Here is a 19423-nt window from a genome sequence, read left to right as displayed (position 1 = left end):
AGGGCGGTCCCGTCACGCGGACGGGGGCTGCCCGGCGGCGGACGGCCGCGGCGGGCACGCGGCGAGGGCTGGTCGGCAACAGCTGTTGTCCCGTAAGCGATGCATCGTTTCTGCACGATGTTGTGAGATACGTCCACAAACCCCCGCCACTCCCGTTACCGTGTGCGCCAGTCCCTGCCGCACGGCCTGTTCCGGCCGGTGCGGGCGGGGCCCGTCACAGGTCGGGGGGCGACGGGGATGAACGTGCTGAACGGCAGGCCCGCACCGGAGGGCGTGCGGGAGCCCCGGGACCGGAGCGGACTGGCCGACGTGGCGGGCGCCGTCGTGCTGGGCGTGTGCGCCGTCTGGTCGCTGATCTGCGCGGCCGGGCGGGACGCACGGCCGGAGGGGGTGCTGCTCGCGGTGTTCGCGGTCGCCGCCGGGTACGCGTGCGGCCGGATCTTCGGCACGCTGCTGCCGGTGCTCGCCGCGACCGGGCTCTCGCTCGGTGCCCTCGGGCTGACGCTGGCGTCCCGGGAGGGCATGCCGGGTGCGATCGCCTCCCCGGCCCCGGGGCACACGGGTGCGGCGGCGGCGCTGCTGGTGCTCGCAGCGGGTGCGGCGTGCATCGCTGCCGGGGCGGCGCGGGTGCCGTGGGTACGGGTGCTGCTGCGGCTGGTGGCTCTCGCGGTGGCTGCGGTGGCGCTCGCGCTGGGGTCGGTGGCCGGGTTCGTGGCGGCGCTGGGGGTGCTGCTGTGCTCGCTCGCTGCGGTACGGATGCGGCGGAGGCTGCTCGGCCTGGCGGGGCTCGTGGTGGCGGCGGTGCTGGTAGCCGGGGCGTCGTGGGCGGTCGCGGAGGACGTGCTTCCGGACGGGCTGACCGTGTCCTTGCAGGGGCAGCTCACCCCGAACCGGGTGGGTCTTTGGCAGGACGCGCTCGGCATGGCGAAGGAGAACCCGCTGCTCGGGGTGGGGCCCGACCGGTTCGGCGGCCTGAGCCAGGTCGCCCGCCAGACCATCAACTCGGACGGCAAGCCGCACTCGGCGCCGCTGCAGCAGGCGGCCGAGCAGGGGGTGGTGGGCGTGGTGCTGCTGGGCGCGGCCTACTGCTGGCTGATGTACGGCCTGTGGCGCTCGCCCCGGGCCACTCCCGTCGTGCTGACCGCGGGTGCCGCGCTGACGGCCCTGGCCGCCCTGGCCAGCATCGGCAACGCGCTGAGCTTCACCCCGGTGACGGCGGGGGCGGCGCTGCTGGCGGGACTGGCCACGGCACGGCTCCAGCCGACCGGCACATCTGACGCGCCCGCGCAGGAGCGGGAACGCGGAGAGCGGCGGTAGACCGGACCCGCACGCATCGGACGCCGTTGGGCCGGCCCCAGGTGCGTCAGGCGCCCGGCCTGTTGCCCGCCGTGTCGAGGCGGAGTCGGTCCCGGACGGCTCGGACCGCGCCGGCAGCGTCGTCGACGGTGACCGTGAACGTCCGTCCGTCGCCCAGCTTCAGCACCAGGGCCTCACCGCGGCGGACCACCACCGCCATGCCCTGCTCGGGCCGCCAGCGGTAGCCCCAGCCGCCCCACTGGCGCGGGGTGACGCGCGGGGCGAACTCGGCGCCGATCACGTGCGCGAGCAGGATGCGGCGGCGCGGCAGCCCGATGTGGCCGCAGCGCACCTCCAGGGCGTGGTCGTCGACCTTCACCGCGACGTGGACGAAGGCGAGCGTCCCGAAGATGATCAGTACGCCGGCGGCGACGCAGCCGACGACCGCCATCAGGAGCGGAATGATGCCGGAAACCCACGAGGAGTCGACGGCGAGTTCGATGCCGAGCGCCAGGAACGCCGCGCCCGCGGCCGAGAGCAGCCACTGCACGCGGTTCGTCGCGCGGCCGGTCCAGGTCTTCGCGCTGGGGGCGGGCTCGCTCGGGAGACCGTCAGCCCGGGGGATTTCCCTCATGTACAGCAGCGTACTCACGATCGGCGGTCATGGCAGCCAGCAGACGGCCCTCCGTGTAGGCGAGGGCCGGGGCCGTGAGGGTGGCGGACAGGCGTCCGCTGAGGAGAACGGTGAGGTGGGAGGAGGGATCCGCAGCCGGGGCCGGCTCGGCGCCGGCCCGGCGAAGTGCCTGTGCCGCGACCGCTTCCGCCGACCCCAGCAACACCAACGGACTCGGGGCGTCCGGTTGCTGGAGAGCGGTGCGGATCCGGTCCTCGACCAGTTCGTAATGGGTGCACCCCAGGACGACGGTCCTTACATCGGGCGGCGTGAGGGCGGCGGCGGCAGCCACCGCCCGGTCGATGCCCGCCTCGTCGGCGACCTCCAGGGCGTCCGCGAGGCCCGGGCAGGGCACCTCGGTGACCTCGACGCCCGCCGCGAAGTCGCGGATCAGCCCGCGCTGGTAGGGACTGCCGGTGGTGGCGGGGGTCGCCCAGATCGCGAAGGGGCCGCCGCCCGCAGCCGCGGGCTTGATCGCGGGGACGGTGCCGATGACCGGGATCCGCGGCTCCAGCTCGGCGCGGATCGCGTCCAGCGCGTGCACGGTGGCGGTGTTGCAGCCGATGATCAGCGCGTCCGGCTCGTGCGCGGCGGCGGCCCTGGCGACGGCGAGGGCGTGCTCCGTGATGTCTTGCGGGGTCCGTGGCCCCCAGGGCATTCCGTCGGGGTCGGAGGCGACGACCAGGTCTGCGTCGGGCCGCAGACGGTGCACCGCCGCCGCCGCTGCGAGCAGTCCGATTCCGGAGTCCATGAGCGCGATCTTCACCCGGTCACTTTATGCGACAGGGGAAACCACGCACGCCTGCCCCTCCCGCGCAGGCGCGGGCGTCGAATGTTCCCGGAAGGGCTCCTTCCTGCGGCAGACTGCGACGGGTGAGCGTCGTCGCGTGGATCGCTGTGGGATCGCTGACCGTCTGGCTGTGGCTGCTCCTCGGCCAGGGCTTCTTCTGGCGCACCGACCAGCGCCTGCCGCACCGGGCCGAGCCGCCCGAGGGCCGGTGGCCGTACGTCGCCGTGGTCGTGCCCGCGCGCGACGAGGCGGCGGTGCTGCCGCGGAGCCTGCCGTCGCTGCTGACCCAGGACTATCCGGGCGGCGCCGAGGTGATCCTGGTGGACGACGGGAGCAGCGACGGCACGGGAAAGCTGGCGCGCGCCCTGTCGGGGCGGTACGGCGGGCTGCCGCTGACGGTGGTCTCCCCCGGCGACCCGGGACCCGGCTGGACGGGAAAGCTGTGGGCGGTGCGGTACGGGATCGAGCTGGCCCGCGCGAGCAGCCCGGAGTACCTGCTGCTGACGGACGCCGACATCGCCCACGAGCCGGACAGCCTGCGGGAGTTGGTGGCCTCGGCCCGCGGCGGCGGCTTCGACATGGTGTCGCAGATGGCCCGGCTGCGCGTCGAGAGCTTCTGGGAGCGCCTCGTCGTCCCTGCCTTCGTGTACTTCTTCGCGCAGCTGTATCCGTTCCGGTGGATCAACCGCGAAGGTGCGCGGACGGCCGCCGCGGCGGGCGGGTGCGTACTGCTGCGTACGGAGGCGGCGGAGCGTGCGCGCGTGCCGGAGTCGATCCGGGGTGCGGTGATCGACGACGTGGCGCTGGCCCGGGTCGTGCGGCGCGGCGGCGGGCGGATCTGGCTGGGGCTCGCCGAGCGGGTGGACAGCGTGCGCCCCTACCCGGGGCTCGGCGATCTGTGGCGGATGGTGTCGCGCAGCGCGTACGCGCAACTGCGGCACAACCCGCTGCTGCTGTTCGGGACGGTGGCCGGGCTCGCGCTGGTGTATCTGGTACCGCCGTACGCACTGGGCGCCGGGCTGCTGACCGGGGACACCGCGGCCGGGTGGGCGGGGTTCGCGGCGTGGGCGGTGATGACGGGGACGTTCCTCCCGATGCTGCGCTACTACCGGCTCTCGCTCGCGACGGCGCCGCTGCTGCCGTTCACGGCGCTGCTGTACGCGCTGATGACGGTGGACTCGGCCGTGCAGCACCACCGGGGTCGGGGCGCGGCCTGGAAGGGGCGTACGTACGCCCGTCCCGAGGCCGCGCCGGACCGCTGAGGGGCACTCACTTCCGGCCGGGGGTCCAGTTCATGCCCCATCCGTAGGCCTGGTCGACCGTGCGCTGCGGGCTCACTCCGCGCTGTGGCACCAGATACTGGGCCTCCCTGCGGACCGTGAGGTCGCCGTTCTCGTAGCTGATCAGGGCGAGGGCCGCGACGGTCGAGGGCACGGTGCACTCGTCGAGCGAGAAGTCGATCGGGGCGCCGTTGTGCGGGGTGAGGGTCACCGTGGCGTGCAGGTCTGCGAAGGAGCGCGCGCCCTCGTAGATGGTCACGAAGATGAGCACCCGGCGCAGTTGGTCCTTGTGGTCGAGGTTGACGGTGAGGTTCTCGCCGGAGGAGAGCGCTCCGGTGCGGTCGTCGCCGTCGAGAAGGATGTACGGCGGCTGGTTGAGGGAGCCGAAGGCGTTGCCCAGGGCCTGCACCACGCCCTTGCGGCCGTCGGAGAGTTCGTACAGGGCGCACAGGTCGAGGTCGAGGTCGGAGTGCTGGGCCATCGCCCGGCCGAGCTTGCTGCCCCAGCCCTTGAACTGCTTGCGGGACTCCCAGTTGAGGTTGACGCGCATCGCCCCGCCGGTGCCGCCCTGTTTGGCGAGGGAGACGGTCGGCGAGGCCTTGGTGAGCGTGACCTTGGTCAGCCGTACGGGGGCGGGCGCAGCCGCGGGGGCGGGCGCGGGGGCCACCGGGGCTGGAGGCGGCGTGGCGTGGGACGGCGTCGGCGCCGAGGGCCAGGCGGGGGTCTGCGAGGCGGCCGGGGCCGACGGCGCTGCGGGCCACGCGGGCGCCGCAGGAGCAGGAGCGGGCGCGGGCGCAGCGGCAGGCGCGGGTGCAGGAGTGCGCGCGGGCGCGGGGGCCGCATGCTGCGGTTCGTCGACCGTGATGCCGTAGTCCGTCGCGAGTCCTTCGAGGCCGCTGCTGTAGCCCTGCCCCACCGCCCGGAACTTCCAGGCACCCTGGCGCCGGTAGAGCTCCCCGAGCACGAACGCCGTTTCGACGGTGGCGTCCTGGCTGTCGAAGCGGGCGATCTCCGCACCGCTCGCCGCGTCGAGCACGCGTACGTACAGGCCGGGCACCTGTCCGAAGCTGCCGCTGTCGGCGGACGCGGCCACCACGACGGTCTCGACGGCGCTCTCCACACGTGCGAGGTCGACGGAGAGGGTGTCCGTCACGACCCCGTCACCGCCCGGCTGCTTGCCGTCGTACCGGACCGCCCCCGAGGCGTGCGCGGGCTGGTTGTAGAACACGAAGTCGGCGTCCGAGCGCACCCGGCCGCCGGTGAGCAGCAGCGCCGACGCGTCGACGTCGGGCACTCCCGGTCCCGATCGGCGGCCGACCTCGACCCTCACGGACTGTGCCGGCACCGGCACGTTGGTTCCCTTAAGCATGGACATGCTCGCCCCCATCACGAGTCGAAATAGACCGTTCCTTACACGATCCGAACGCTACAAGACGACCGATTTTCCCAAGTTCGCTCTGATTAGTGACCCTGAGCCACTCACAACACGCAAAACAACCCTCTTATCGGGCTCCCCAACCAGAACATCTTGGGCTTAACTTATGTGCCATGACCTCCCCCCGCGCCACCTATGGCGGCGGCTACTACTCCGCCCCGTCCTTCCCGGACACCCCGATCTACGACTCCCTGGTCGCCGAGCGCGGTACGCCCCAGATCGCCCCGATCCGGGTGCCCGCCATGTACGACACCGGCAACAGCTACCTGCCGGCCCTGCCGTCCGCTCTCCCCGCGCTGCCGGCCGCACCTTCGCACCCTCAGCCCGCGTACGGCTACCCCCAGCCCGCGCAGCAGCAGATGCCCGCGCAGTACCAGCAGGCGCCGCATCTCCAGCAGGCTCCCGTCCCGCAGCTCCAGAACGCGCCGGTGCCCTACATTCCGCAGCAGGCGGGCCCGCCGCGCGGCTACCCGGGCGCCCAGCCCCCGCAGATGCAGCGCCCGCAGCCGCAGCGCCCGGTCGCACCGCAGGGGCAGCAGCCGCAGCGTCCCGTCGCGCCCGCCGGGTACGAGGCGATGCGTCCGGTCGCTCCGCGTCCCGCGCCCGCCGCCGCACCGTACGAGGACCCGTACAACCGCCAGTACCAGCAGGGCGGTCGGGGCTACTAGGGAGCGACCGGGGCCGCCGCAGGCACGGGCACGTCGGGAGGTGCACAGCGGGCTCGGACGGTTGTCCGAGCCTGCTGGCAGGATGGACAGCATGGCTAAATCTGTTCAGGTGTCGGTGCACTCGCTGCACGTCTATCCGGTGAAGGCGACGCGGGGCTGCGCACCCCGCGCGATGACGGTCGAGCCCTGGGGGCCTGCGGGGGACCGCAGATGGCTGCTGACCGATGCGTCGGGGAAGGGGATCACTCAGCGCGAGCACGCGCGGCTGGCGCTGGCGGCGTCCGAGCCGCTGCCGGGCGGTGCGGTCCGGCTGTCCGCTCCGGGCCTCGACCCCTTGGAGGTGGCCGTCCCGGATCCCGTGCGGACGGTCCCGGTGCTGCTGTTCGGCGAGAAGTACGAGGCGGTGCACGCCGGTTCGGCGGCCGACGCCTGGTGGAGCGCCTACCTGGGCACTGAGGCGCGGCTGGTGCACATGGACGACCCGGCGCACCGCCGCCCCGTCGACCCCGACTTCGCGCGCGAGGGCGAGACGGTGAGTTTCGCCGACGGTTACCCGCTGCTCGTCACCACGCTGTCCTCGCTGGACGCCCTCAACTCCCTGATAGCCCAGGGCGACATGCCGGACGAGGGCCCGCTGCCGATGAACCGGTTCCGGCCGAATGTGGTGCTGGACGGGCCGGCCCCCTGGGCCGAGGACGGCTGGCGGCGGATCACCGTCGGCGAGGTCTCCTTCCGGGTGGCGAAACCGTCCGGACGCTGCGTCGTCACCACCACGGACCAGGCCACGTCCGAGCGCGGCAAGGAGCCGCTGCGCACGCTCGCGAAGCACCGCAGGTTCGGCAGCCGGTTGGTCTTCGGCCAGAACCTGGTGCCGGAGGGCACCGGGGTGCTGCGGATCGGTGACCCGGTGACCGTCGAGGGCGCATAGAGTTCTGTCCCGATTCGGCCGAATGAGCACATCCCCTTCCGGGAACTCGCTGATGCGGCAGGCGCGTTGAACGGACGCGGAAGGGGCACGGGACTGTGCATGCAGCGGAGGGGCCGTCGCGGGCGGCGCGGCGGACGCGGTCCGACCGGAGGCACTGGACGGCTTCGGGCGTGTGGCGCTGGCGGGACAGCCCGCTGCGGCGCGGCACCGATCTCGTGGAGGCCTGGGTGGCGCTGGGCGCGCTCCTGCTGATCGTCTTCGCCGCCCCGGCCGCCGGCCTGGCCGTCGGGTTGCGCGCCAACGCCTCCCTCCAGCACGCGGTGCGCGTCCAGCAGCAGGAGCGGCACGCGACGACGGGCCTGGTGCTGCGTCCGCTGCGTGAACAGCGCACCTACGGCGAGGCCGAGGCGGGCGCCGGGTACCCGGGCCCCGTCGGTGTGCTGGCCCGCTGGACCGCGTACGACGGCAGCAGACACACGGGGAGGGCGACGACGGCCCGCAGGACGGCGGACCCCGGGGACACGTTCCCGCTGTGGACCGACGACCGCGGCCGGATCGTGAACCGCCCCGTGGACGCCTCCACGGCCGCCGTCCAGGCCGCGCTCACGGGCATCGGCGCGGCAGCCCTGGCCGGGGGCCTCGCGCACGGCGCCAGGCTCCTGGTCGTACGCCGTCTGGTGCAACGGCGGTACGAGCACCTCGACCGGGCGTGGGCGAAGGCCGGTCCCGAATGGGGCCGCACGGGCGCGGGCGGCTGACGTCGCCCGGACCGGTCAACTGCCGCTTCCCCCGCGCGCTACGGTGGTGCAGCGAGATCGAAGCGAACAGCGGGACGTACGAGGTGGGGGCACGGCAACGCCATGGCACAGGGCACGGTCCAGGTGACGCACTCGGGCACTTCGAGGTGGCGGCGCCGCACGGGTGAGTACGACTCCCTCGCCGCCGCTCTGGAGGCCGCGGGGGACGGTGACGTCCTCACCATCGCCCCGGGTACGTACCGGGAGAACCTCGTCGTACGGCGCGCGGTGACGCTGCGCGCCCCCGAGGGCGGCGCCGGGTCGGTGCGGATCGCCCCGGTCGACGGCGTCGCGCTGACGGTGCGCGCCTCCGCCGTCGTACAGGAACTGTGCCTGGAGGGCCAGGACTCGGCCGCGCCCACCCTCTTGATCGAGGACGGCACTCCGGAGCTGGAGGGCCTGCGCATCGTGACGCGCTCGGCCGTCGGCATCGAGGTGCGCGGCGGCGCCAGACCGACGGTGCGGCGCTGCACGATCGACAACCCCGGCGGTGTCGGCATCGGCGTGCTGGAGAATTCGGGCGGCCTCTTCGAGGACTGCGAGGTCGTCGCGGCGGGCCAGGCCGGCGTCTCGGTCAGCGGGGGCGCGCACCCCCGGCTGGAGCGGTGCAGGATCCATCACACCTCGGGCTCGGGGCTCGCGGTGACCGGCGAGGGCTCCGCCGTCGAGGCGATCGGCTGCGAGGTGTACGAGGTGAAGGGCACCGGCGTGCAGATCACCTCGCGCGGCGCCGGGCACCTCAAGGAGTGTGCGGTGCACCGGACTTCGGCGGACGGCGTCACGCTGGACACGGACGCGGTGCTGACGCTGTCCGACTGCGACATCCACGACATCCCGGAGAACGCCGTCGATCTGCGCGGGCGCGCGGTGCTGACGCTGTCGCGCTCGACGGTGCGCCGCTTCGGCCGCAACGGCCTTTCGGTGTGGGACCCGGGCACGCGTGTGGACGCCAACGGCTGTGAGATCCACGACAGTACGGGCGACTACCCGGCGGTGTGGGTCAGCGACGGCGCGAGCGTCGTCCTGAACTCCTGCCGCGTCCACGACGTACCGGACGCCCTCTTCGTCCTGGACCGGGGCTCGCGCGCCGACGTCGTCGACAGCGACCTCTCCCAGGTGCGCAACACCGCCGTGTCGGTGAGCGACGGGGCGATCGCCCAGCTCGACGACTGCCGCATCAAAGAGGCGTCGACGGGGGCCTGGTTCCGCGACCACGGCAGCGGCGGCACCCTCGCGGGCTGCACGATCGACGCCGTGCAGACGGGCGTGATCGTCACCAAGGGCGCCGACCCGCGCATCGAGCGGTGCACGGTCACCTCCCCCGCCGAGTCGGGCTTCTACGTCTCGGCCGAGGGCCGCGGCACCTTCCACAACTGCCGGGTGACCGGCAGCAGCGGCTACGGCTTCCACGTGATGGACGGCTGCCGTACGACGCTCACGCGCTGCCGCACCGAGCGGTGCGCGCGCGGCGGTTACGAGTTCGCCGAGGACGGTCCCGTCGTCGAGGACTGCACCAGCGACGAGAGCGCCGCGAAGGCCTCGGCCGCTGCCGCGCCGCCGCCGGTGGTCCTGACCGCGACCCAGTCCCCCGGGCTGCTCTCGAACATCCCCTCGCAGCCCACGACGGCCGCCGCGCCCGAGTCCCCTTCGGCGGACCCGGCCCGCGCCTCGCAGGACGTGCTCGGCGAACTCGACGCACTGGTGGGCCTGGAGAGCGTCAAGCGGGAGGTGCGCGCCCTCACGGACATGATCGAGATCGGGCGCAGGCGGCAGGAGGCCGGCCTCAAGGCGGCGTCGGTGCGCCGGCACCTGGTGTTCACCGGCTCCCCCGGCACCGGCAAGACCACGGTGGCCCGGCTGTACGGCGAGATCCTGGCCTCCCTCGGGGTGCTGGAGCGCGGCCATCTCGTCGAGGTGTCGCGGGTGGACCTGGTGGGCGAGCACATCGGGTCGACGGCGATCCGCACCCAGGAGGCGTTCGACAGGGCGCGCGGCGGGGTGCTGTTCATCGACGAGGCGTACGCGCTCTCTCCCGAGGACTCCGGCCGGGACTTCGGCAAGGAGGCCATCGACACCCTGGTGAAGCTGATGGAGGACCACCGGGAGGCGGTGGTGGTGATCGTGGCGGGCTACACGGTGGAGATGGAACGCTTCCTTACCGTCAACCCCGGTGTGGCGTCCCGTTTCTCACGGACCATCACCTTCTCCGACTACGAGCCGGACGAGCTGCTGCGGATCGTCGAGCAGCAGGCCGACGACCATGAGTACCGGCTCGGAACGGGCACTCCTGAGGCGCTGCTGAAGTACTTCACGGCGCTGCCCAAGGGCCCGGCTTTCGGCAACGGCCGGACCGCCAGGCAGACCTTCGAGTCGATGGTGGAGCGGCACGCGGGCCGAGTCGCCCAGTTCACCGAGGTGTCCACGGACGACCTGACGCTGCTCTACCCGGACGACCTGCCCGAACTGCCCTGATCCGCAGCGCCGTTGGCCTGCTGGCGGGGCAACGACGGGGGCGGCAGCCGGTCCAGGAGCTTGTCGCGCTCGGCGGCGAAGACCGGGTCCGCCTGGTAGTCGGAGTGGCCCAGTATCGGTGCGGGCAGCGGGTGTTCACGGGTGCGGCCGTACGCGAGCGGGTCGAGCAGTGCGTCGTGGTCCACCGGGTGGCGGTCCTCGTCGGGCACGACGCGGACCGGGCCCCCTATCGGGTCGGTGTGCCGCCAGAGGTTGCGCCAGCAGTCCACCTCGTCGTGCAGGTGGCGCAGGCAGGACGGCCCGAAGTAGGCGGGGAACCAGCGTCCGTACAGCCGCTCCAGCGGGGCTCCGTAGGTGAGCAGGGCGACCCGGCGGCGGGTGTGCCGCGGGAGCTGCCAGACGGCTGCCGCGGACAGGACGCTGCCCTGTGAGTGGCCGGAGATGACGAGGCGGCCCTGGGTGCGTTCGGTCCAGGTGGCCATCCGCCAGGTGAGGTCGGGGACGGCGCGCTCCGCGTAGCAGGGCGGCGCGAAGGGGTGGGCGGCGCGCGGCCAGAAGGTGCCGACGTCCCACAGGATCCCGATGGTGCGCCGGGCCTTGGGGTCGCGGTAGGCGCGCCGACCCCAGGTGACGAAGAGCAGGAACCCGAAGCCGATCAGCCAGGAGCCGAGGGCCTGCGAGGTGTGCGCGAGGGCTTCGACGGGGGTGGGCGTGCCCTTGGCGGCGCGGCCGGGCACCTCGTCGTACAGGTACGCGCCGAGGAGCGCGACGGCGCCGAGCGCCAGCGCCGTACCGGACAGGGCGGCGGTCATGCGGGGGGCGTGGTCGGTGAGGGCGGCCGCGGCGCGGGTGAGGGCGATGCGGCCGGTCCTGACCGGGTCGGGGTTCTCGCCGGGGTAGTCGGCCTCGACGCGGGCGGCCAGGGCGCTGCGGGTGCGCCAGGTGCGGACGCCGTAGTGGACGGCCAGCAGGAGCAGTACGCACAGCAGCGGCGGGATGACGGAGGCCTGCCAGGTCAGCAGGACGGGCGGGCCGATCACCGCGTCGGCGGGGCCGGTGGCCATGCCGGGGGTGCCGGGGCCGTCGAGCCAGTCGGCGACGCGCTGGGCGACGCCGCCCGACATGACGCCGCCGAGCGCGCAGGCCAGCATGGCGACGGCGGGTCCGCCGAGTCCGCGCATGGAGGTACGTGCGACGGGCGCGCGGTGGTGCAGGGCGAGCGCGACGGCGGCGAGCGCGAGGACCAGCACCAGTTGGGAGAGCGCCAGCATGCCGAACGCGCGTGCTCCGCCGGTGAGTTGGCCGGACGACTTCCAGCCGGGCCGGGACCAGCCGGCGTACAGCACGGCCAGTACGAGTCCGGTGAGCGCGGTGGCGGGCAGCACGGTGACCAGGGTGCGGTCGAGGACCAGGTCGAAGCGGGACTCGCTGCGTCCGCGTCGGCAGATCACCCAGAGCGCCACGGCGAAGCCGGCCGCGAGCAGGCCCTGGAGTGCCCAACCGCACGCGTCGAGGACGGAGTTCGCGGCCGACCGGTCGTGGCGCGCGGTGGCGAGGGTGAGGGCGGCGGCCACGACGAGGAATCCGGCGGCGGTGTGCGCGGCCCGCAGCCGGGCGACGAGCCTGCGTCCGTACCAGAAGCCGGGCCGGCCGAGTGCGGGGGCGGCGGCGCCCTCGGGGTCGGCGGATTCGGAGACCGGCAGCGGCTGCTGGGACTCGTACGCGCTCCAGGTGCGGTGCGAGAGGTACCAGAGCAGTCCGGTGAGGGCGGCGGGCACCAGGGCGGCCAGCGCGATGCGGCGGCCCGGCTGGCTCCACCAGCCGCCGTTCGCGGCGGACAGGAACCCGAGCCAGGACTTCTTCCCCGAGCAGGCGGCCGAGCCCGCGCACTGCCAGGCGGTGAGGTCCATGGCGACTTCGCAGGCGGCGGCGACCAGGAGCAGGGTGAGGGTGAGGGCGAGGAGGCGCACCAGGACGCCGTAGATCCTTATGGTGCGGGTGTGGCCTTCGGTGGTGGGACGCATCCAGTGGGCGAGGTTGACGACCATGAAGGGGAGCAGGAGCAGCCAGAGTGCCCGGATGCCGTTGCCCGAGGTGAGGTTGGACCAGACGTACGCCTCGGGGATCGGCTTGTCGCGGTAGTCGGCGGGCCGGTCCTCGGCGTCGGCGTCCTCGGTGCGGCGGAAGACCGCGGCGGTGCCGTCGCCGCTGACGCGGACGGTGCGGGGGTCGCCGAGCATGTCCTGCGGGGTGGACCCGCCGACGCCGTGGACGAGGAGTTCGAGGGCGGGCACGGGGCCGTCGGCGACGGGGCCCTCCGGGGCGGGCCGATCCGGGGCGAGTGCGTCCGGAGCGGGACCGTCCGGGGCGGTGGGGACAGAGGGCACTGCGGACTCGCTCTCGTGCGGGTGCGAGGAGTGGGGTGGGGAGGGGAGGAGGAGAAAGGGAGGGGTGGAGCGGCAGAGCGGTGGCGAGGCGGTGCACGGCCACGTTGCCGTGGGACTTTCCGGAGGGCCGGCGGACCGGGGCGTTCCCGGAGGGCCGGCGCGGGTGCTTGACGGTGGGGCTTTCAGCATCCCGGAGAGGGCCCCCGCTGCCCACCCCCGACGCACATTCTTCGCGAGTCGCCCCCATGAAATGTGCATGGCACCGCACCGCCCACCGGCAGTGGAGGCGCATTGCCGCCCGTGCGAGGATGAGCAACCCTTACGGCGACGTGGAAAGGACCGGGGCCCGCAGTGACCGAGAATCAGAACCTGCTCGCCGAACAGCGCCGCGCCCTCATCCTCGACGAGGTACGGCGCCGCGGCGGGGTGCGGGTCAACGAGCTGACCCGGCGCCTGAACGTCTCCGACATGACGGTGCGCCGCGATCTCGACGCGCTCGCCCGGCAGGGGGTCGTGGAAAAGGTGCACGGCGGTGCGGTGCCGGTGGTCGAGGCGAGCACCCACGAGCCCGGGTTCGAGGCGAAGTCGGCGCTGGAGCTGTCCGCCAAGGAGGACATCGCCCGGGCCGCCGCCGCGATGGCGGTGCCGGGCAGTGCCATCGCACTCTCGGGGGGCACCACGACGTACGCCCTGGCCCGGCACCTTCTTGACGTGCCGGACCTGACGGTGGTGACCAACTCGGTGCGGGTGGCGGACGTGTTCCACACGGCGCGCCAGGCGGGCGGCGACAGCACCGGGGCCGCGACGGTGGTGCTCACCGGCGGCGTGCGCACCCCTTCGGACTCGCTCGTCGGGCCGGTCGCGGACCAGGCGATCGCCTCGCTCCACTTCGACGTGCTCTTCCTCGGGGTGCACGGGATATCGGTGGAGGCGGGTCTCTCCACGCCGAACCTCGCGGAGGCGGAGACGAACCGGCGCCTGGTGGGCTCGGCGCGCCGGGTGGTGGTGGTCGCGGACCACACCAAGTGGGGGACGGTGGGACTGAGTTCTTTCGCGACGCTGGACCAGGTGGACGCGTTCGTCACGGACCAGGGGCTTCTCGCGGCGGCGCGCGAGGAGATGGCGGAGCACCTGCCGGGACTGGTCGTGGCCGGCGAGGACGCGACGGTCGCCCACCCCGACGACAACTGACAGCACGTCAACTATCTTTGCGCGTACACGCACACGCACGCGCCAGCAGTTCCCTCACGCCGGAGGTACCCCGCATGGCCCGCCAACTCCGGGGCGTCGGCCTCGACTTCGCCGAGTCCGCACCCGTACGCCTGGTCTTCGCCGCCGAGGTCTCCGCGCCGCCCGAGGACGTGTACCGGGCGCTCGCCGACGAGACCGCCGAGTGGCCCCGCTGGTTCTCGGCCGTGACGTTCGCCCGGCCGACTGCGGAGGGCCGCGAGGTGCACCTCAGGGGCGGCACCAAGTTCATGGAGACGGTCCTGGCCGCGGAGCCGTCGAAGCGCTACGCCTACCGGGTCGACCTCTCCAACGCACCCGGTGTGCGGGCCATGCTGGAGGAGTGGCGGATCTGGCCGACGGGGGCCGCGACCCGGGTGCAGTGGACGATGGCGGTGGACGGCCCTGCGCCGCTGCGGCTCGTGCTGCGGGCGGCCCGCCCCGGGGTGGGGCGCGCGTTACGCGACGCGGTGCGCGAGCTGGACGTACGCCTGACGGCGGAGCGGGCCGGCCGGCCTTCGGATTGAGGGACTTGGCGCGTAAGGGACTTGGCGCCGGCGCCTACGGCCAGACGCCGGTCTTCAGGAACTTCTCTATGGCCGCCGCGTACGGAGCGATGTCGAGTCCCTGCTCGGCGAGCCAGTCGTCCGAGTAGTACTTGTCGAGGTAGCGGTCGCCCGGGTCGCAGATCAGGGTGACCACGCTGCCCGTGCGCCCCTGCTCCACCATCTCGGCGACGATCTTCAGGGCGCTCCACAGTCCGGTGCCGGTGGAACCGCCCGCCTTGCGGCCCAGCGCCTCGTCCAGGGCACGTACGGCCGCGATGCTCGCCGCGTCGGGGACCTTCATCATCCGGTCGACGGCGCCGGTCACGAACGAGGGCTCCATGCGGGGGCGTCCGATGCCCTCGATGCGCGAGCCGCAGTCACTCGTGGCGAGCGGGTCGCCCCGCGTCCAGCCGTCGAAGAAGCAGGAGTTCTCCGGATCGGGGACGCAGATGAAGGTGTCGTACTGCATGTAGTGCACGTACCGGGCGATGGTCGCGGAGGTGCCGCCGGTGCCGGCCGTGGCGACGATCCAGCTGGGCTCGGGGAAGCGCTCCAGCTTCAGCTGCTGGTAGATCGACTCGGCGATGTTGTTGTTGCCGCGCCAGTCGGTGGCCCGCTCGGCGTAGGTGAACTGGTCCATGTAGTGGCCGCCGGTCTCCGCCGCGAGTCGGGCGGACTCCTCGTACAACTTGCGCGAGTCGTCCACGAAGTGGCACCGGCCGCCGTGGAACTCGATCAGGCGGCACTTCTCGGCGCTGGTGGTGCGCGGCATCACGGCGATGAACGGCACGCCGATCAGCTTCGCGAAGTACGCCTCGGAGACGGCGGTGGATCCGCTGGACGCCTCGATGACGGGGCGCCCCGGCCGGATCCAGCCGTTGCACAGCCCGTACAGGAACAGCGAGCGGGCGAGCCGGTGCTTGAGGCTGCCGGTCGGATGCGTCGACTCGTCCTTGAGGTACAGGTCGATGCCCCAGTGCTCGGGCAGCGGGAAGCGCAGCAGGTGGGTGTCGGCGGACCGGTTGGCATCCGCCTGCACCTTGCGCACGGCCTCTTTGAGCCAGGCCCGGTACTCCGGATCGCTGCGGTCCACGTCGACGGTGGGTACGGCGACGGGTACGCCGGCCACCCGGGGGCCGTCGTGCTCTGCCGGGTCGATGCTGCTCATCCGCGCCACTCCTCGTGCTCTTCCGTGCTGTGCCGTGCGGTTCCGTACGGTTGCGTCGGGATGCTGTGCCTGCGGCATGGGCACGCCGCGCGACAGCCGTGCCTGCGGCATGGGCACGCGGCACGGCAGCCTCCCACTCGCCACTTTAAGCCGCCCACCTGCACAAACGTTCACTTTGGGCACCCATAGGGCTCCCTAGGGTTACGGTTCCGCCGCTCGCGGGCAGACCGATCGGGGGTGCGGATCCGGGCACACCACCGTCGGCGTCCCCTCGCCTCTGGTGCGCGCGCCCGCCCCCGTGCAGACTGCGCAGCAGTAGGGATCGACAGGACACGGGGGCTCACGGGAAGGGGGCGAACACACAATGGCAGAGCCCGATTTCAGCGCGCTGGGCGTACGGATAGAGCGGTGGCCGCGCTCGCTCACCAGGGCGGGTCAGGTCCTGGTGCGGGACGGCACTCTCGCCCTGCTGAGAAGTGACGGCGGCACGATCGACAGCGCTCCGCTGGAGTCGGTCACGGCGGGCCGGCCGTGGTTCGCCGGAAAGGGCCGGATGGTGGCCAGGCTGAACGGGATCCGCTACCGCCTGACGATGGCCGAGCCGGGCGGGCGCCTCCTCGAAACGCTGCGCGGTGCACGTGGCTGAGGCGACGCGAGTTGCGCGGGGGTGCGCGCCGGGTGACCCTGGCGGTACCTCACACAGGGTGCCAAGGCGGTGACGCTGTGATCCAGTCCACCGCCGGGCCGGACCCCGGCACCCGGATCGTCTTCGACCGTCTTCCGACCTCAATCGGGGAGTCGCAGCCGTGATCAGCCAGCCCAGTAGGCACTGCACGGTGGAGCTCCAAGCCCTGCCGTCGCGGATCGGCCAAGTCCGCAGGATCGTATCGGCGCAACTGCGCTATTGGCATCTGGACCCCTTGATAGACCAGGCGGCGCTCGGAGTCACCGAGCTGCTGACCAACGTCCACCGGCACGCCCAGCCGGACAAGATCTGCACCGTGGAGATCGAGCTGCTGCTCGGCCGGCTCACGGTGTCCGTCCACGACCACGACCCGACCCTTCCGACGATGGGCGACCCCGGTCTGCTCGACACCGGCGGGCGCGGTCTGGCGCTGATCGAGGCGGTCAGCGAGAGCTGGGGCGTACGCCCACAGGGCGCTTCGGGCAAGACCGTCTGGTTCGCCCTGCCCGCGCCCGGGGCCACGGTGGCGGTGGCGCCGCACCCGGGGCGCGAGCGCAAGAAACGCACCGCGCAGGCCCGTTCCGCCGCAGTGGGCTGACCGGGCTCTGCACACAGCGGGGCCGACCGGGCTCTGCAACGGCGGGTCGGCCGGCCCCCCTCCGGCCGGCCCTCCGCCGTCACGTCACCGTGCCGCCTGACGTGGCGAGGACCCTCGGTACGTCCGCGTCAGGACGTGGCGATGGCCCGGAGTACGTCCAGGCGGGCCGCCCTTCGGGCAGGTCGCCATCCGGCGAGCGCTCCTGCGGCGACGCCGACCAGGACCACCACCGCGATCTGCACCGGCGGCACGGCGAACACCAAGGCGGCGCTGCCCGTGTCTCCGGACGCCCGGACCAGTACCCAGCCCAGGAGCACGCCGAGGGCGAGCCCGCCCGCCGTGCCGAAGGCGGCGACCAGCACCGACTCCCAGCGGACCATGGCACGCAGCTGGGCGCGGGTCTGGCCGACCGCCCTCAAGAGGCCGAGTTCCCGGGTGCGTTCGTGCAGCGCGAGGGTGAGCGTGTTGGCGATGCCCAGCAGTGCGATCAGTACGGCGAGCGCGAGCAGGGCGTAGACGAGGGTGAGCATCATGTCGATGGCTCCCGCAGCGGACCGCGCGTACTCGTCCCGGGTCTGCACCTCCGGGTTTCCGTACGCGGCGGCGGCGCGCTCCACGGCGGCCTTGCCCGCGGCGCCGTCGACGCCTTCCTCGAAGGTGACGGAGACGAGCCGGTCGGCCTCCCGGCCGCTGTGCGGGGCCCAGGCCTGCCGGGTGAGTACGTAGTCGCCCGCGAGCTCCGACTCCGTGTAGAGCGCCCGTACGGTGAAGGTCTGCCGCTGCCCGTCGGTGAAGGCGAGCCGGACGGTGCTGCCGGTGTGCCAGCCCCGCTTGTCCGCCTCGGTGCGCGAGACGGCGAGCCCGTCCGTTCCGAGTCCGCCGAACGATCCTTCGACGCTCCCGAGGTCGAAGGCGCGGCTCAGTGCGGCCGGGTCGGTGATGGTCAGGGCGCGTCCCGCACCGTCCGCCTTCGCCACTCCCCCGCCCAGTCCGACGGCGGTCTCCACCTCGGGGAGCGCCGCGAGCGCGGGGGCCAGTTCCGGGCTGAGGCCGCTGCCGCCCGCACCGAAGGACGGGGTGCTGACGGCGAGGTCGCCCGCGAAGGAGCGCGACACCGTCTGGTCCATGGTCGCCTTCAGGGACGACCCGAACACGGTGAAGAGGGAGACGACGGCGACGCCGATCATCAGGGCACTCGCGGTCGCCGCGGTGCGTCCCGGGCTGCGCAGCGCGTTGCGCCGGGCGAGGCCGCCGGTGACGCCGCGCAGCCGGTCCAGTGGCGCGCCCAGGATCCGTACGGCCGACGCGGACGCGATGGGGCCGAGCACCACGAACGCGGCGAGTGCCAGGACGGCGCCCGTGGCCGAGAGTACGAGCGAGGGCGTGGCGAGCACACCGAGCAGGATGACGACGACCCCGGCGAGCCCCAGGACCGTACCGACGACGGCGCGGGTGCGGGAGGTGCCCGATCCGTCCACGGCGGTCTCCCGCAGGGCGGCGAGGGGTGCGGTGCGGCCGGCCCGTACGGCGGGCAGCAGCGCGGATCCGAGACAGACGAGGACGCCCACGAGCAGCGGTAGCGTCATCGACAGGGCGCTCACCACCAACTCGCCTTCGGGGAAGGGGAATCCGATGACCGGGAAGAGTGCCCGCAGACCGAGCGCGATCCCGATGCCGATGAGCAGTCCTGCCGCGGAGGCGAGCACGGCGACGGCCGCGGCCTCTGTCAGGGTGGCGGCGACCACCTGTCGCCGTTCCGCGCCCAGCGCCCTCAGGAGGGCGTTCTCCCGGGTGCGCTGGGCGACGACGATCGCGAAGGTGTTGTGGATGGAGAACGTCGCGACGAGCAGCACGATTCCGGAGAAGACCAGCAGGAGCGTGGTGAACAGGCTCAGGAACAGGCCCGAGATCATGTCCTGGCTCTCGGTCACGGACGCCTGTCCCGTGAGGGCCTCGACGCCCTTGGGCAGTACGGGCGCCAGGGCGTCCACGAGCTGCTGCTGGCCGGTCCCGGGGCCCGCCCTGACCTGGATGGTGGCGGCCGTGCCCGGCTTCGGCGCGAGGTACTTCTCGGCGTCGGCGCGGGTCATGCCGGTGTAGGTGACCTGGGCCATGCCGTCCTCGCCGCCGAAGGTGGCCAGGCCGACCAGGGTGACGCGGACGGGGTCGGGGGTGCGCAGCGTCGTCGTGTCGCCGATGCGGAGCTTTCCTGCCTCGGCCGCGGCCCTGTTGACGACGACCTCGCCGGTGGCTGCCGGGACCCGGCCCTCGGCGAGCCGGTACGGGTTGAGTTCGGGGTCGTCGATCCAGTTGCCCGCGAGGGTGGGCGGGCCCTGGCCTCCGACGGGTTTGCCGTCGGAGCCGATGAGCTGGCCCGTGCCCTGGATCCCGGGGACGACGGCGGCGACCCCCGGCACCTTGCCGATGGTGTCGACGAGCGAGGTGGGGACGGGCCGGCGGGAGTCCTGGCC

General features: G+C 73.1%; 16 protein-coding genes. 10 read left to right on the top strand and 6 right to left on the bottom strand.

What is annotated here, in order from left to right; translation table 11 throughout:
- Window positions 1-237: 237 nt before the first annotated feature.
- Window positions 238-1317, top strand: coding sequence for an O-antigen ligase family protein (locus ACWGIG_RS16160; protein ID WP_453322229.1), 1080 nt, complete (start codon window positions 238-240; stop codon window positions 1315-1317).
- A 46-nt stretch (window positions 1318-1363) separates the two neighbouring features.
- Here the strand turns inward: ACWGIG_RS16160 and ACWGIG_RS16155 are convergent, their stop codons facing one another.
- Complete coding sequence (locus tag ACWGIG_RS16155; RefSeq protein WP_453322228.1) at window positions 1364-1930, bottom strand: hypothetical protein; 567 nt, start codon at window positions 1928-1930, stop codon at window positions 1364-1366.
- Window positions 1908-2735: a glutamate racemase gene (locus ACWGIG_RS16150; protein WP_453322227.1), complete on the bottom strand. Its 828-nt coding sequence runs from the start codon at window positions 2733-2735 to the stop codon at window positions 1908-1910. Before ACWGIG_RS16150 ends, ACWGIG_RS16155 begins: the two co-directional genes overlap by 23 nt.
- A 107-nt stretch (window positions 2736-2842) precedes the next feature.
- On the opposite strand from ACWGIG_RS16150, the gene ACWGIG_RS16145 reads away from it, so the two are divergent.
- Entirely contained in the window at window positions 2843-4021 is a 1179-nt protein-coding gene (locus ACWGIG_RS16145; RefSeq protein ID WP_453322226.1) for a glycosyltransferase, read from the top strand.
- Between the two features lie 7 nt (window positions 4022-4028).
- Here ACWGIG_RS16145 and ACWGIG_RS16140 read toward each other — a convergent pair whose 3' ends face one another.
- Window positions 4029-5408, bottom strand: coding sequence for a TerD family protein (locus tag ACWGIG_RS16140; RefSeq protein ID WP_453322238.1), 1380 nt, complete (start codon window positions 5406-5408; stop codon window positions 4029-4031).
- 179 nt (window positions 5409-5587) lie between these two features.
- Between ACWGIG_RS16140 and ACWGIG_RS16135 the strand changes: the two genes are divergently transcribed.
- The 4 genes from ACWGIG_RS16135 to ACWGIG_RS16120 all read left to right on the top strand — a co-directional run bounded on the left by ACWGIG_RS16135 (window position 5588) and on the right by ACWGIG_RS16120 (window position 10339).
- Window positions 5588-6142: a DUF6643 family protein gene (locus tag ACWGIG_RS16135; RefSeq protein WP_453322225.1), complete on the top strand. Its 555-nt coding sequence runs from the start codon at window positions 5588-5590 to the stop codon at window positions 6140-6142.
- Between the two features lie 91 nt (window positions 6143-6233).
- Window positions 6234-7070, top strand: coding sequence for an MOSC domain-containing protein (locus ACWGIG_RS16130; RefSeq protein WP_453322224.1), 837 nt, complete (start codon window positions 6234-6236; stop codon window positions 7068-7070).
- A 95-nt stretch (window positions 7071-7165) separates the two neighbouring features.
- A complete protein-coding gene (locus tag ACWGIG_RS16125; protein ID WP_453322223.1) occupies window positions 7166-7828 on the top strand; it encodes an Rv1733c family protein in 663 nt (220 codons plus the stop codon).
- Between the two features lie 102 nt (window positions 7829-7930).
- Complete coding sequence (locus tag ACWGIG_RS16120) at window positions 7931-10339, top strand: right-handed parallel beta-helix repeat-containing protein (protein ID WP_453322222.1); 2409 nt, start codon at window positions 7931-7933, stop codon at window positions 10337-10339.
- Here ACWGIG_RS16120 and ACWGIG_RS16115 read toward each other — a convergent pair.
- Window positions 10309-12726, bottom strand: coding sequence for a hypothetical protein (locus ACWGIG_RS16115; protein ID WP_453322221.1), 2418 nt, complete (start codon window positions 12724-12726; stop codon window positions 10309-10311). The two genes, ACWGIG_RS16120 and ACWGIG_RS16115, sit on opposite strands and share 31 nt — an antisense overlap.
- Window positions 12727-13077: 351 nt before the next feature.
- Between ACWGIG_RS16115 and ACWGIG_RS16110 the strand changes: the two genes are divergently transcribed.
- Both ACWGIG_RS16110 and ACWGIG_RS16105 read left to right on the top strand, forming a co-directional pair.
- Window positions 13078-13917: a DeoR/GlpR family DNA-binding transcription regulator gene (locus ACWGIG_RS16110; RefSeq protein WP_453322220.1), complete on the top strand. Its 840-nt coding sequence runs from the start codon at window positions 13078-13080 to the stop codon at window positions 13915-13917.
- A 74-nt stretch (window positions 13918-13991) separates the two neighbouring features.
- Window positions 13992-14480 (top strand): SRPBCC family protein, encoded by a 489-nt coding sequence (locus ACWGIG_RS16105; protein WP_453322219.1) that lies wholly within the window; start codon window positions 13992-13994, stop codon window positions 14478-14480.
- Window positions 14481-14514: 34 nt separating this feature from the next.
- On the opposite strand, the gene ACWGIG_RS16100 is transcribed toward ACWGIG_RS16105, so the two are convergent.
- Window positions 14515-15669 carry a PLP-dependent cysteine synthase family protein gene (locus tag ACWGIG_RS16100; RefSeq protein WP_453322218.1) on the bottom strand — a complete coding sequence of 385 codons (1155 nt, stop codon included), beginning with the start codon at window positions 15667-15669 and terminating at the stop codon, window positions 14515-14517.
- Window positions 15670-16033: 364 nt separating this feature from the next.
- On the opposite strand from ACWGIG_RS16100, the gene ACWGIG_RS16095 reads away from it, so the two are divergent.
- Both ACWGIG_RS16095 and ACWGIG_RS16090 read left to right on the top strand, forming a co-directional pair.
- Complete coding sequence (locus ACWGIG_RS16095) at window positions 16034-16315, top strand: hypothetical protein (RefSeq protein ID WP_453322217.1); 282 nt, start codon at window positions 16034-16036, stop codon at window positions 16313-16315.
- A gap of 160 nt (window positions 16316-16475) precedes the next feature.
- The gene (locus tag ACWGIG_RS16090) at window positions 16476-16952 is read left to right on the top strand and encodes an ATP-binding protein (RefSeq protein ID WP_453322216.1); all 477 of its coding nucleotides are present in this window, start codon (window positions 16476-16478) and stop codon (window positions 16950-16952) included.
- Between the two features lie 128 nt (window positions 16953-17080).
- On the opposite strand, the gene ACWGIG_RS16085 is transcribed toward ACWGIG_RS16090, so the two are convergent.
- Window positions 17081-19423: ABC transporter permease (locus tag ACWGIG_RS16085; protein ID WP_453322215.1), on the bottom strand; the 2343-nt coding region annotated here is incomplete at its 5' end.

Source organism: Streptomyces sp. NPDC054863, from assembly GCF_053610825.1.
This window is presented reverse-complemented; position numbering and strand designations above follow the sequence as displayed.